The sequence below is a fragment of the Pseudophaeobacter sp. TrK17 genome, assembly GCF_042192375.1.
Lineage (GTDB): Bacteria > Pseudomonadota > Alphaproteobacteria > Rhodobacterales > Rhodobacteraceae > Pseudophaeobacter.
In genome coordinates, this window is the sequence record NZ_CP071700.1 from 3,531,394 (window position 1) to 3,544,581 (window position 13,188).

General features: G+C 58.5%; 12 protein-coding genes. 4 read left to right on the forward strand and 8 right to left on the reverse strand.

The annotated features are described in order from the left end of the window. Nucleotides 1–333 precede the first annotated feature (333 nt). The 4 genes from rplT to pyk form a co-directional block, all read right to left on the reverse strand. On the reverse strand, nucleotides 334–699 hold the full coding sequence (gene rplT, locus JZI28_RS16720) for a 50S ribosomal protein L20 (protein WP_295452234.1): 366 nt from the start codon (nucleotides 697–699) through the stop codon (nucleotides 334–336). A 14-nt stretch (nucleotides 700–713) separates the two neighbouring features. Continuing rightward, entirely contained in the window at nucleotides 714–914 is a 201-nt protein-coding gene (gene rpmI / locus JZI28_RS16725) for a 50S ribosomal protein L35 (RefSeq protein ID WP_297339858.1), read from the reverse strand. A 115-nt stretch (nucleotides 915–1,029) separates the two neighbouring features. Further along, nucleotides 1,030–1,251: a hypothetical protein gene (locus tag JZI28_RS16730; RefSeq protein ID WP_295452238.1), complete on the reverse strand. Its 222-nt coding sequence runs from the start codon at nucleotides 1,249–1,251 to the stop codon at nucleotides 1,030–1,032. A 42-nt stretch (nucleotides 1,252–1,293) separates the two neighbouring features. Beyond that, complete coding sequence (pyk, locus tag JZI28_RS16735) at nucleotides 1,294–2,739, reverse strand: pyruvate kinase (RefSeq protein WP_295452240.1); 1,446 nt, start codon at nucleotides 2,737–2,739, stop codon at nucleotides 1,294–1,296. A 153-nt stretch (nucleotides 2,740–2,892) separates the two neighbouring features. On the opposite strand from pyk, the gene JZI28_RS16740 reads away from it, so the two are divergent. The 4 genes from JZI28_RS16740 (at nucleotide 2,893) to JZI28_RS16755 (ending at nucleotide 6,616) form a co-directional block, all read left to right on the forward strand. After that, the gene (locus JZI28_RS16740; protein ID WP_375698339.1) at nucleotides 2,893–3,633 is read left to right on the forward strand and encodes an N-formylglutamate amidohydrolase; all 741 of its coding nucleotides are present in this window, start codon (nucleotides 2,893–2,895) and stop codon (nucleotides 3,631–3,633) included. A 145-nt stretch (nucleotides 3,634–3,778) separates the two neighbouring features. Next, entirely contained in the window at nucleotides 3,779–4,093 is a 315-nt protein-coding gene (locus JZI28_RS16745; RefSeq protein ID WP_353398295.1) for a DUF1244 domain-containing protein, read from the forward strand. A gap of 134 nt (nucleotides 4,094–4,227) precedes the next feature. After that, the gene (locus JZI28_RS16750) at nucleotides 4,228–5,034 is read left to right on the forward strand and encodes a DODA-type extradiol aromatic ring-opening family dioxygenase (protein ID WP_375698340.1); all 807 of its coding nucleotides are present in this window, start codon (nucleotides 4,228–4,230) and stop codon (nucleotides 5,032–5,034) included. Between the two features lie 166 nt (nucleotides 5,035–5,200). Continuing rightward, entirely contained in the window at nucleotides 5,201–6,616 is a 1,416-nt protein-coding gene (locus JZI28_RS16755; protein ID WP_375698341.1) for a M20 family metallopeptidase, read from the forward strand. An 86-nt stretch (nucleotides 6,617–6,702) separates the two neighbouring features. On the opposite strand, the gene JZI28_RS16760 is transcribed toward JZI28_RS16755, so the two are convergent. The 4 genes from JZI28_RS16760 to dgcN all read right to left on the reverse strand — a co-directional run bounded on the left by JZI28_RS16760 (nucleotide 6,703) and on the right by dgcN (nucleotide 13,156). Continuing rightward, nucleotides 6,703–9,792: an ATP-binding protein gene (locus JZI28_RS16760; protein ID WP_375698342.1), complete on the reverse strand. Its 3,090-nt coding sequence runs from the start codon at nucleotides 9,790–9,792 to the stop codon at nucleotides 6,703–6,705. Between the two features lie 370 nt (nucleotides 9,793–10,162). Then, on the reverse strand, nucleotides 10,163–11,026 hold the full coding sequence (locus tag JZI28_RS16765; protein WP_375698343.1) for a D-amino-acid transaminase: 864 nt from the start codon (nucleotides 11,024–11,026) through the stop codon (nucleotides 10,163–10,165). Nucleotides 11,027–11,036: 10 nt separating this feature from the next. Continuing rightward, complete coding sequence (dgcA, locus tag JZI28_RS16770) at nucleotides 11,037–12,002, reverse strand: N-acetyl-D-Glu racemase DgcA (protein ID WP_375698344.1); 966 nt, start codon at nucleotides 12,000–12,002, stop codon at nucleotides 11,037–11,039. Between the two features lie 152 nt (nucleotides 12,003–12,154). Beyond that, a complete protein-coding gene (dgcN, locus tag JZI28_RS16775) occupies nucleotides 12,155–13,156 on the reverse strand; it encodes an N-acetyltransferase DgcN (protein WP_348155668.1) in 1,002 nt (333 codons plus the stop codon). Nucleotides 13,157–13,188: the final 32 nt, after the last annotated feature.

Below are 13,188 nucleotides of genomic sequence, written 5' to 3' on the forward strand. Positions count from 1 at the left end.
TGACCGCTGTGCCAGTAGACACCCGGCAAGCCCAGCTACAGGGACAGACCTGGATATTGCCAAACCGCGCATTGATCACCGCATCCGCCTTCAGTTTACACCTTTGATGCTCATGAGATTTTACCTGCTTCCCTAGTGTTCAGCGGCAAACCTATAACAACAATCGACACAAGCAGCCTGAAATTGAAATGAGCCGATCAACAACCACCGCTCCAGCTGCACTCATCGCGCCGGTTTTTCGGGTTCAGCCATAGAAAAAGGCCGCCCCAAAGGAACGGCCTTTCAAATCTGTAAAGCTGTAAAAGCCTTAAGCTGCCAGTTCAGATTGCCAGCTTACGCTGCCAGTGCAGACTGAGCCTGGCGCACGATGGCACCAAAGGCTTCGGGCTCGTGTACGGCCAGGTCGGCCAGAACTTTACGGTCAACTTCGATGCCGGCCAGGGTCAGACCGTTGATGAAGCGGCTGTATGTCAGCGCTTCGTCGTGGCTGCGGACGGCGGCGTTGATACGCTGGATCCACAGAGCGCGGAAATTACGCTTGCGCGCCTTCCGGTCACGTGTTGCGTATTGATTTGCCTTGTCGACGGCCTGACGGGCGACTTTAAAGGTGCTCTTGCGGCGGCCATAATAACCTTTGGCTGCCTTGATGACCTTCTTGTGACGGGCGTGGGTTACGGTACCACCTTTAACGCGGGACATATCTCAAACTCCTCTTAGCGATCGTAGGGCATATAGCCCTTGACGATTTTGGTGTCGGGAGCGGAGAGCTCCGATGTGCCGCGTGCGTTACGGATGAATTTTTTGGTGCGTTTGATCATGCCGTGCTGTTTGCCGGCCTGAGCAGCCAGGACCTTACCGGTCGCTGTCACCTTAAAGCGCTTTTTGGCGCTCGATTTGGTCTTCATTTTGGGCATTTCCGTCTCCTTCAATGCGGGTTCGGTCTATGCGCGACTCGGCATGCCACTTCCGGCCGGCCACGCGAACAGGAGGGCCATGTACGAAAGCTGCTGCCAAAGGGCAAGCGAATTATCAGAATAAACGTCCCAAAACCGAGAAAAACACATCCGGGATCTGTTCCAGGCGGTAGCCACCGGGATGAGACAGCATCGCATAGGCGATCAGCCCCGCCCCCGCGAGCAGAAACAGACTGGGCACACGCGGCGGCTGGGTCTCGCTCACGGCTGACAGGATGGAGGGGATGGATAGCCCACCAAGGGCTATCCCCAGGATCAGTGCAAGATCAGTATCCATTTCACCCTCTTTAACAGCAGACTTTACACAACTGCTGAAAGGCTACTCTGGGTCTGTGCTGTAAATCAAACGCTCATCACAGGGTGCGACCCGCAGGATATTGGTGGTGCCGGGCACATTAAAGGGCACCCCAGCAGTGACCACGATCTGATCGGTTTCATTGGCAAAGCCACCAGCGCGGGCGGCACGGGCGGCGCCAACAACAGCGCCTTTGAAACGCCCCTGTTCAGAGGTCAGCACACAGTAGCAGCCCCAGCTCAGCGCCAGCCGCCGGGCGGTGCGTGGCAGGGGCGTTAGCGCGATAATCGGCACGCCTGGGCGTTCGCGCGCCGTCAGCAGGGCGGTGGTGCCGCTTTGGGTAAAGCAGCAGATGGCCTTGATTTCGGTCTTTTCAGCAATCTCGCGGGCGGCAGCCACAATGGCATCCGCCACGGTGTCGCCCTTGGCAGAGCGCGAGGCGGCGATGATCTGGGCATAGGTGGGGTCGGCTTCGACCTCAACCGCGACTCGGTCCATGGTCTGCACCGCCTCGATGGGATAGCTGCCGGCAGCGGATTCCGCGCTCAGCATGATGGCATCTGTGCCTTCATAGATCGCCGTGGCGACATCCGAAACCTCTGCGCGGGTTGGCATTGGGCTGTCGATCATGCTTTCCAGCATCTGGGTCGCGACAATCACCGGCTTGGCCGCAGCACGGCATTTGCGCACCAGACGTTTCTGGATCGGCGGCACCGCCGCCACGGGCAGCTCAACCCCCAGATCCCCGCGCGCCACCATGATGCCATCGGACGCATCGAGAATTTCACTAAACCGGTCCACTGCCGAAGGTTTCTCGATCTTGGAGAGCACCGCCGCGCGGCCATCCGCCAGCCCCTTGGCCTCGAACACATCTTTGGCCCGCTGCACAAAGGACAGCGCCAGCCAATCCACCCCCAGACCACAGGCAAATTCCAGATCCGCCCGGTCTTTCTCCGACAGCGCTGCCACGGGCAGGACGACATCGGGCACGTTGACGCCCTTGCGGTTGGAGATGATGCCGCCAATCACCACTTCGCAATCGGCAAAATCAGCCCCACAGCTCACAACCTTGAGACGGATCTTGCCGTCATTGACCAAAAGATGCGCACCGGGTTCCAAAGCGGCAAAAATCTCTGGATGCGGCAGGCACACCCGCGACAGATCGCCTTCGGTGGTGTCCAGATCCATCCGGAACCCCGCGCCGGGCACCAGGTTTTCTTCACCCTTGGCAAAGACGCCAACCCGCAGTTTTGGCCCCTGAAGGTCCGCCAGAATCCCGATAGAGCGGTCCAGGTCCTGTTCAACCTGGCGAATGATGGCATGTTTTTCCGCGATCTCGGCCTGGGTGCCGTGGGACATGTTCAGACGGAACACATCTGCTCCGGCCTCAAACAGCGCCCGGATGGTATCATAGGTTTCCGACGCGGGCCCGAGGGTGGCAACAATCTTTACATTGCGCGAGCGTTTCATCAGGTTTCTCCTTCAGGGCATATCATGGGCCACCGTGCGGCCATGTGACTATAGAGCAAATGTTACCGCAAACGGTCTTTGGGGAGCTTATCACCCAATTCCCATTCTGCTGCAACTGCAGTAAAGCTATTCCCAACAACAGGCGACAAATCCATGACATACAGCCCATTTATTACCGAAGGGGTAAACCGCCCCAGCCGCTGGCTCATCACCTGCGATCACGCCAGCAATGTGGTGCCGCCCTTTGTTGGCAACGGTGACCTCGGCCTGCCGGCGGCCGATATGCAACGTCACATCGCCTATGACCCCGGCGCGCTGGCGCTGTGCAAACTGCTGGGGGAACGCCTGAACGCCCCGGTTGTGGCCTCGAATTTTTCTCGGCTGGTGATCGACCCCAATCGGGGCGAAGATGATCCCACCCTGGTGATGCAGCTGTATGACGGGACAATCATCCCTGCCAACCGTCACGTCGATGCCGCCGAACGCGAAAGGCGCCTTGCGCGCTGCTATCGTCCCTATCATGGGGCTTTGGCCGAATTGGTCGCGCGCCGCCCTGATACCGTGCTCGTCTCGGTGCATTCCTTTACGCCGCAGCTGCGGGGTCGCGCACCGCGCCCCTGGGAGGTCGGCATCCTGCAGCCGGAGGCTGAGCGGTTCTCACCCCATCTGATCGCCACCCTTCAGGCCCCGGGGGATCTCTGCGTCGGGATCAACGAGCCCTATACCGGCTACCTGCCCGGTGATACAATTGACACCCATGGCACCAAGATGGGCCGCCCCAATACCTTGATTGAGCTGCGCAACGATCTGATTGCCGATGACGCCGGACAACAGCTCTGGGCCGATCGGCTGGCCACATCCCTGTCGCAGGCCCTGATCGCTTCGGGGCTGTAGGGCGCTTTCACCGCATTGTGTGGCGACGTTGTGCCCTTTGGGCGGGGTTGCTAGAACATCACAGGACCCCAGCACAAATCAGGAGCCCCCAATGGACAAGCAGATCGACCCACAGATCGACCCACAGACCGAGATCGACCCACAGATCGACCCACAGACCGAGATCGAACTCCAGGCCGCCGCCTTTCGCCGCCTGCAAAAGCACCTGATGGAAGACCGCACCGATGTTCAGAACATCGACATGATGAACCTGACAGGCTTTTGTCGCAATTGCCTCAGCCGCTGGTATCAGGAAGCCGCCAATGAGCGCGGCATCGAAATGGACAAAGCACAAGCCCGCGAGATCTACTACGGCATGACCATGGATGAGTGGAAAACCAACTACCAGACCGAAGCCAGCCCGGAAAAACAGGCCGAATTTCAAACCGCCTTCAAAGAAAACGTAACGGACAAGACCTAGGGGGAAGCCCCCCTCCCTCTCTGCACCAATAGACTGGCGCGGTCGCACACAGGTGCTGTGCGGCCAGAGAGATGTAAACGGGCTGCGGCGGGGCCTAGGGTATCGGCACATATCGCTCGCCCCGGAGAATAACTATGGTCCAGTCTGCCGCCAGAATGCCCGCCTATTTCATCTCTCACGGTGGAGGCCCCTGGCCCTGGCTGCCCGATTGGCGGGCCGAGTTTGCGCCTTTGGAAGCCTCCCTCGCGCAAATGCCTGCCCAGTTGCCGCAGCGCCCCAAGGCGGTTCTGATGATCTCTGGCCATTGGGAAAGTGATTGTTTTGCAATCATGTCGGCTGCCAAGCCGCCGATGGTTTATGACTATTCCGGCTTCCCGGCTGAAACCTATGACATCACATACCCTGCCTCCGGCGCGCCAGATCTCGCCACGCGCGTCGCAGATCTGATCGAACAGGCGGGGCTGCCCTGCAGATTGGACCCAGAGATGGGGTTTGACCATGGCTGTTTTGTGCCCATGGCCGTCATGTACCCAGAGGCCGACATCCCCCTGTTTCAGGTCTCCCTGCGCCATGGCTATGACCCGGACCAGCATTTCAGGCTGGGCCGCGCCCTGGCGCCGCTGCGCGACGCAGGTGTTCTGATCGTGGGTTCCGGACTCAGCTACCACAACCTCGGCCTTTTTGGTCCTGCAGCCAAACAGCCGTCGCAACAGTTCGATGCCTGGCTCGACGCGTCTTTGGCGCTGCCGCAACCAGCGCGCACAGCGGCGTTGCTGAACTGGGAGCAAGCGCCCGCCGCCCGCACCTGTCATGCAAAGGAAGATCACTTTGCGCCAATCTTTGCCGCACTGGGTGCCGCCGAAGATGAGACCGCGACGCGGATCTACCACCAAACTGGTATTTTTGGCGGCGTGACGGCCTCTGGCTATCGCTTTGGTTAGGGGCGCGCGGCGCAGCCCACGGTGAAAATCGCCCCAGTGACTCTGGTCATATCTTATGGTCGAATAAACGTGGCCCCTGCATGACGCGGCCGTAGCCCTGCCCGCAACTGAAACGGCATAGGGCCCGCCCTGAGCTCCAGAAGACCAAGAAACGGACCCATCCCAGATGACCCGCAATGACGCCCTGACCCAAGCAACCGAGTATTTTGAAAGCGGGCGCCTTCAGTCCGACCTGGCCGCACTGGTGGCCTATCGCAGTGAAAGCCAGAACCCCGATCAGGCTCCGGTGCTGCAGCAGTATCTGCAAGAGGCCATTCAACCCCGGCTCGAGGCGATGGGCTTTGCCTGTTCGATCCACGAAAACCCACATTCCCAGATGCACGCAGGCCCCTTTTTGCTGGGCACACGGATCGAAGATCCGGCCCTGCCAACGGTGCTGACCTATGGCCATGGCGATGTGATCTGGGGGCAGGACAGCGAATGGCGCGACGGGCTCACTCCGTTTGAGCTGATTGAAGTGGAGGACCGTCTGTATGGCCGCGGCGCGGCGGACAACAAGGTGCAGCATCTGATCAATATCGCGGCGCTTGAATCTGTGCTGGCCGTGCGCGGCACGCTTGGCTTCAACGTCAAAATCGTTCTGGAAATGGGCGAAGAAATTGGCTCACCCGGCCTGGCAGACATGATGGACAAGCACCGCGACACCCTGGCTGCGGATGTTTTGATCGCCTCTGACGGACCACGGCTCAGCGCCGAAACTCCCACAATGTTCATGGGGTCACGTGGTGGGCTGGGTTTTGATCTGGTGGTGGATCTGCGCAAAGGCGCGCATCACTCGGGCAATTGGGGTGGGCTGCTGGCCGACCCCGCGATCATTCTGGCACAGGCCCTAGCCAGTATCACAGATGCACGCGGCCAGCTGCAAATTCCCGAATGGCGCCCGACCAGCCTGACCCCAAAAATACGCGCGGCATTGCGGGATTTGCCCGTGGGCACCGACGGAGGATCCACAGTCGACAGCGATTGGGGCGAAGAAGGCCTCACCCCTGCAGAACGCGCCTATGGCTGGAACAGTTTTACGATCCTGGCGATGAAAGCGGGGCTCCCCGAAGCCCCGGTCAACGCCATCGCCCCAATGGCCTGGGCCCGGTGCCAGTTGCGCTATGTGGTTGGCACCGACATTGAACAGACGCTGCCGGCCCTGCGCCGCCACCTGGACGCAAAAGGCTTCGACAAGGTCCAGATCAAACCTTTGGACGAAGCTGTGTTCGCCGCCACCCGACTAGATCCTGACCATCCTTGGGTGACCTATGTGCAGGCCTCTCTGCAGCAGACAACGGGCAAGCCCCCCCATGTTCTGCCCAACCTGGCCGGATCGCTGCCCAATGACTGCTTTGCCGAGGTGCTGGGCCTGCCGACCATCTGGATCCCGCACAGCTATCTGGGGTGCAATCAACACGCCCCGGATGAGCACGTCCTGAAATCGGTGTGCCGCGAAGCCATGCAGGTTATGGCAGGCCTGTTCTGGGATATCGGGCTCCACGCCCCTGGGCGCGCAGACCTGCGCACCCAGGGATCCTGACAGCCCTAGAATTTTGAAAGCACCGAAACAGCCGGGTGGTCAGCTGACAAAGCCTCCCCTCCGTTTTACCGCGTAAAGCCTAAGCATCATGAGCTTGGCGGCTGTTTCAAGCCTGTTGTCACCGCCTTGAAAACCGCTGCCAGCAAATCACGGCGCTGGACCGGTTTCATCAGGCGTATGTCCTCGGGGCGCAGACCATTGCCATGAATCGTTGACTCACTGGCATACCCAGACATGAAGACAACAGGGAGCTCTGGCGCGAGCTCTCTCAGACGTCGGCTCAGTGTCGTCCCCTGCAGCTTGCCAGGCATCACGATATCCGTCAGCAGCATGTCAAATCCGTCTGGGTCACGTGTAAAGATCTCCAAGGCCTGATCCCCTGACGCGGCCTCAACAACTTCGTAGCCCGCCTTTTCAAGAACGGTTACCAAGATCGCCAGCACTTCAGCCTCATCTTCAACCGCAAGAATTCGGCCACTTTGGGTATGATCCGCATCGCTGCGCTCAATTGGGGGCGCGACAATGGCGTCAGGCTCATCTGCATTTACCGGGAAATACAGCTTGAAAGTTGTTCCGACATCGGGCTCGGAATACACTTGGACTGTGCCCCCTGATTGCTGCATGAAGCCTTCGACCATCGACAACCCAAGCCCAGATCCAGCCCCCGGCGCCTTGGTTGAATAGAAGGGGTCAAAAACATGCTGAACTGTGTCTTCTGACATGCCATGCCCGGTATCCGACACGGCCAACATGACATAGCGACCCGGTTCCAATTCCGCCAAGCGGCTGTCTACATAGGTTTGGTCAATGCGCATATTGGCTGTTTCGATCGTCAAACTGCCCCCTTCGGGCATCGCATCCCGGGCATTCACAATCAAATTCAACAAGGCGCTTTCCGTTGAGCTTGGATCCGCTGTGATCTTCCACAATCCAGCCAAAAGCGTGGTTTCGACTGAAATACGTGCTGACAAGGTGCGCCCGATCCAATTGCCCGCGTCACTCACCAAACGGTTGAGATCAATGATTTCGGGTTCCAGTCTGGCCTTGCGGGCAAAGGCCAGCATATTGCCGGTCAGATCCGCCCCGCGTTTTGTAGCGTTGATACTGCCGGTTATCAGCTGCCGGTGCTCTTCTTGTTCGATGTCATCCAGCAACAGTTCAAGATTGCCCATGATCACCGCAAGCAAGTTGTTAAAGTCATGGGCCACCCCACCGGTCATTTGACCAATGGCCTCGTTCTTTTGCGCACGACTAGAGACCTCGCGTTCGTGTTCAAACCGGTGCTGCGCCTCGATCTCTCGTGTCACATCCAAGAAGAACGCCTCGACGACTTTTGCGCCATCGCTTTTACTGCGGGGTTGACTGCCAAAGAAATCCAGCCAGCGGGTCACTCCGCTTCGAGAGGTGATCTTGTACCGATGCTGGAATTGCGCACCTGTCTCGAGCGCCTGACGTCTGAGCTCTCTAAATTGTACCAGGTCGTCGGGATCATGGGCACGGCTCAAAATGCCAGGGTCCGCCAGGATTTCCTCGGCGCAGGCCTCCCAGATCGCCTCGCACTGCGGACTGACATAGGTGATCTTCGCCTGCCCCTCTGCGCCATACTCACTTTGGATAACGGCACCGGGCAAATTACGAATGATCAGGTCCAGCCGCTCTTCGGCAGCCCGTTGCATCATTTCGGCTTCGTGTCGGTCTGAAATGTTTCGAATGACAAAAACCGTCTCTTTCCGGTCGGAAACCGGGCAGACCCGAGCCTCGAAATGTTGGGTCTTTCCAGCGACGCCTAAAGTGTACTCCCAGGCCGGAACCCCGCCGGTTTCAACAACCTTCAGACGGGTTTCTTCAAATTTCGCCCCAAGATCCGCGGGCAGAATATCAGTGAACTTACTGCCCAGAAACGTTTCAGGCGACAAATAGAGATCGGCCTCGTTATAGGCCCGGTAGTCGAGTATTTCCCCTTCGGGCCCAACGCGGAAATATGTGTCAGGCAAGGCCTCCAGCAGCGCGGACATCGTTTCAACCCGGTGCTGCCTATCGGCTTCTGCCTCTTGGCGTTCGTTTGAAATGCCCCGGATACTTTGGGTCAGGGCATCTATTTCAGTCACCGACGACGCGCTGACCGGCGGTGCGGCAGAGTCGGATCCACCCTGGCGATCCACCAGGCGAACTACCTCTCGATGGAGGGCATTAAAGGGTTTGTAGACAGTGCGTTCCATCACCCTGGCGGCAAGTCTCCAAAGCAAGAGGACCACGGCAGTTATCAGGGCCAAATGGAGCAAAATGCGGTTGCGGGCTCCCTGCAACGCCTCATCACCTGCAAGCCCCAAGCTGAGAAACAGCTTTTGATCGGCGCCTCCATCGTAGAAAACGCGATGAGAATAGACACGACGAACGCCGTCCCCGGCATCAAAGGTTTCAGCCGTTTCGGTCCTTTGCCAGTCTTTGCCCCCGCCAAAGTTTTTGGCGGCTCGGCCGTGCAGGTCCTCCTGTTTGGGAAAGGTGGCAACCATTTGATTATGAGAATCAATAATGTAGGCTACGGAATTTTCGGGCAAACTCTCCTCTGCCAGCCTGTCGCTCCACCAGTCCAAAGCCACAAAGGCAATGAGCACCCCGGCAATGTCACCCGTGTCTTTTGTTCGAACCGGATAGGAAAAGCCAATGCTCGCCTGTTGCAGGCCCCTATCAAACATATATGTCCCGGCGTTAAAGCCTCCCTCTTGCATTGTTTTTTGGAAATAGCCCTGATCGCCGAGATCAACAGGCTCGGCACCTGCTGCCCCGGCACAGACCATTTTACCCGATGCATCTGACACCCCAAGGTTCAGGTAATTCGGAACAAGAGGCAGCACCCCTGCTAAAAACGCCCCGCATTCTGGCGATCCGGGATCTTGCAGCGCAGGCGCCTGTGCAAGCTCAATCAAAAACGCACGGGTTTCATCTATTCGCCGCGCCTGCGCCCGCCCCATCCGCGCGGTGATCGCATCTGTTTTTGCAGCTCGTTCTTCCAGGAGCCTAGCGCGTTCCATAACCCCCATTTGGATCATGATGGCAATCGCCGGCACGGCAATGATCAACAAGAGAATTTCCAACCGAAACCGAAGGGACTTAACGATTTCAGAGCCTTTCACAGCTGCTTTGATTGGCACATCTTCTAGTGGCTGATCATTCATTTACTTTCTCAATATGGCGGGAAGCGCAGGATACTTTATGACATCCGCACAGCTGCTAAATACCTTTCAGCAGCGGCTCACCCACGACATGAAACTTTTATCTTTGCCAGACAGAGCTTTAGACAAAACAGGGGGTGAGGCAGGCTTTCTAAAAACAGTAAGCCGCCAGCGGACAATGATGCAAGGACAATCCGTGCCCCCCAAAAGCTGGCGCATCCGCCGAATGTGATCTGCCCCCTGCCCACAAACACCAATGCACCAGCAGGGCAAAAACAAAGCCCCCGCCAAGCGTTGGCAGGGGCCTGTTCAAGAATACAAAATTCACTGCCCGTCGGCGCGCGAACTCAAAAAGAGCGTCAGCTCTTCAGATTTAGATCGCCGCCTTCAGGCTTTCGTCCAGGTAGATCTCCCGCAGACGCTTGGCAATCGGCCCGGGCGTGCCATCCCCCAGCGCCACACCGTCGATTTCAACCACTGGCATCACAAAGGCGCTGGCAGAGGTGGTGAAAGCTTCATCCGCCTCTTTCGCCTCGTCAATGGTGAACAGACGCTCTTCCACTTCCATCTGCGCCTCCGCCGCCATGCGCAGAACAGCTTTGCGGGTGATACCATGCAGGATATCGGTGCTCAGCGGGCGGGTCACGATTTTGCCATTCTTGACAAAATAGGCGTTGTTCGAGGTGCCTTCGGTGACATAGCCGTCCTCGACCAGCCAGGCGTCATCCGCGCCGGCTTTCTTGGCCATCATCTTGCCCATCGATGGGTACAGCAGCTGCACGGTCTTGATGTCGCGACGGCCCCAGCGGATGTCCTCAATCGAAATGATCTTGGCGCCTTTCTTGGCAGCCGGGTTGTCGGCCAGGCCGGGCTTGTTCTGGGTGAACAAAACGATGGTTGGTTTTGTCGTCTCGGGGTCGGGAAAAACGAAATCGCGGTCACCATCAGATCCACGGGTGATCTGCAGATAGACCATCCCCTCAACGATGCCGTTGCGGGCAACCAGCTCCCGATGAATCTCCAGCAGCTCATCCTTGGTACAGGCCGCAGCCATGTCCAGCTCGTTGAGCGACCGCTCCAGCCGCGCAGCGTGGCCTTCAAAATCGATCAGCTTGCCATCCAGAACGGATGTCACCTCATAGACGCCATCGGCCATCAGAAATCCGCGGTCAAAAATCGAAACGGTTGCTTCGGTCTCGGGCAGGTAGTCGCCATTCACATAAACAGTACGGGTCATCGTGGTCTCCTCAACCCCAGAGCGCGGCCTTCGGCGGATGCACCCCGGCGGCGTCAAATTTCAATGGTTCATCGCGGTCTTCGGCCAGCAGAAGCGGCCCGTCAAGGTCTGTTACCAAAACACCCTGCGCCAGCAATGTCGCAGGGGCCATCGCCAGGGACGAGCCAACCATGCAGCCAACCATGACATCATAGCCCAGCGCCAGCGCCTCCTGGCGCAGTTTCAACGCCTCGGTGAGACCACCAGTCTTGTCCAGCTTGATGTTCACCACATCATATTTACCTTTGAGTTTTGGCAGGCTGGCGCGATCATGGCAGCTCTCATCCGCGCAAACCGGCACCGGACGCTCCATGCCAATCAGCGCGTCGTCCTCACCAGCAGGCAGCGGCTGCTCCACCAATTCCACGCCCAACCGCACCAAATGTGGCGCCAGCTCGGCGTAGACCTCCGCAGACCAGCCTTCATTGGCATCAATGATGATCTTCGCCTCTGGCGCACCCGCACGCACGGCCTCAAGACGGGGCATATCATCTGCTGTGCCCAGCTTGATCTTCAACAGGGGACGATGGGCATTTTCCGCCGCCTGTTTTTGCATCTCTTCGGGGCTGGCCAGCGACAGGGTATAGGCGGTGATCTCAGGCCCCGGCGCAGGCAGCCCGGCCAGTTCCCAAACCCGCTTACCGGCTTGTTTTGCCTCCAGATCCCACAGCGCGCAATCCACCGCATTGCGGGCCGCCCCGGCAGGCAACAGATCTTGCAATTCTGCACGGGTAAACGCCGCCGGCAGGCCGGCTATCTCAGCGGTGACGCTTTCCAAGGTTTCATTGTAACGCGCATAGGGCACACATTCGCCCCAGCCCACAAACCCTGATTTTTCCACCTTTACCGTCAGCACCTTGGCTTCGGTCCGCGACCCCCGCGAGATGGTAAAAACCTGCGCCAGCTTAAATACATCCGCAGTCACTGTGATTTTCATAAAGCAGCCCTTTGTTCATGCCCCCTGAAATCACCAAAGAGCCATGGATAGAGCCGCTGTAGAACGCGGCCCCATCTTTTCATCTTGCCAAAAATACCTCCGCCGGAGGCTCCAGCCCTAAACGACAAGCACCTCCGGCGGGGATAGTTAGATCAGATCGCAGCCAAAGCGTCTACCAGACGGCCAGCCCCGTGACGGTAGGGGTCAACCGCAGGCAGACCCATACGCGCTTCGGTCTCTGCCAGATATTTTGTCGCTTCATCTTCAGACAGATGTTGCGTGTTCACAGAGATCCCAACGATCTTGCAAGCCGCATTGGCCCGCAGCGCCAGCGGCAGGGCCACATCACGCAGTTCTTCCAGCGAAGGAACCGAATAATCGGGCAGACCGCGCATATGCGACCGGGTCGGTTCGTGGCACAGGATCAGCGCATCTGGCTGACCGCCATGAACCAAGGCCATGGTCACACCGGAATAGGACACATGGAACAACGATCCCTGACCTTCGATCAGGTCCCAGTGGTCATCGTCATTGTCAGGGGTCAGATACTCAACCGAGCCCGCCATGAAATCAGCGATGACCGCATCCAGCGGCACACCGTGACCGGTGATCAGAATACCGGTCTGGCCGGTGGCCCGGAAGGTCGATTTCATCCCGCGCTTTTGCATTTCGGCGTCCATCGCCAGAGCGGTGTACATCTTGCCAACCGAACAATCAGTGCCAACCGCCAGGCAGCGCTTGCCGGTGCGGTTCACGCCATTGGCAATCGGATAGCCATCGGTGGGCACCCGCACGTCATGCAAGGTGCCGCCATGGGTCTGCGCCGCTGCCACCAGATCGCCTTCGTCGCGCAACAGGTTATGCAGGCCCGAGGCCAGATCATAGCCCATCTCGAGCGCCTGAATAAGCACTTCTTTCCAGGCGTCGGAAATGACGCCCCCGCGATTGGCCACGCCAATCACCAGCGTCTTGGCCCCCGCCGCCTTGGCCTCAGCCAGGGTCATTTCGGTCAGGCCAAGATCCGCGCCACAGCCAGGCAAGCGAATTTGGCCCACCGCGTGTTCCGGACGCCAGTCACGGATGCCAATGGCAACCTTGGCTGCCAGCATGTCAGGCGCATCGCCCAGGAACAACAGGTATGGTGTCTCGATCATCTCGGGCCCTCCATCAATTTACGTTTCCTCGC

Coding starts and splice junctions, on each gene's coding strand:
- rplT (WP_295452234.1), bottom strand. CDS start 699: ATGTCCCGCGTTAAAGGTGGTACCGTAACCCACGCCCGTCACAAGAAG.
- rpmI (WP_297339858.1), bottom strand. CDS start 914: ATGCCCAAAATGAAGACCAAATCGAGCGCCAAAAAGCGCTTTAAGGTG.
- JZI28_RS16730 (WP_295452238.1), bottom strand. CDS start 1,251: ATGGATACTGATCTTGCACTGATCCTGGGGATAGCCCTTGGTGGGCTA.
- pyk (WP_295452240.1), bottom strand. CDS start 2,739: ATGAAACGCTCGCGCAATGTAAAGATTGTTGCCACCCTCGGGCCCGCG.
- JZI28_RS16740 (WP_375698339.1), top strand. CDS start 2,893: ATGACATACAGCCCATTTATTACCGAAGGGGTAAACCGCCCCAGCCGC.
- JZI28_RS16750 (WP_375698340.1), top strand. CDS start 4,228: ATGGTCCAGTCTGCCGCCAGAATGCCCGCCTATTTCATCTCTCACGGT.
- JZI28_RS16755 (WP_375698341.1), top strand. CDS start 5,201: ATGACCCGCAATGACGCCCTGACCCAAGCAACCGAGTATTTTGAAAGC.
- JZI28_RS16760 (WP_375698342.1), bottom strand. CDS start 9,792: ATGAATGATCAGCCACTAGAAGATGTGCCAATCAAAGCAGCTGTGAAA.
- JZI28_RS16765 (WP_375698343.1), bottom strand. CDS start 11,026: ATGACCCGTACTGTTTATGTGAATGGCGACTACCTGCCCGAGACCGAA.
- dgcA (WP_375698344.1), bottom strand. CDS start 12,002: ATGAAAATCACAGTGACTGCGGATGTATTTAAGCTGGCGCAGGTTTTT.
- dgcN (WP_348155668.1), bottom strand. CDS start 13,156: ATGATCGAGACACCATACCTGTTGTTCCTGGGCGATGCGCCTGACATG.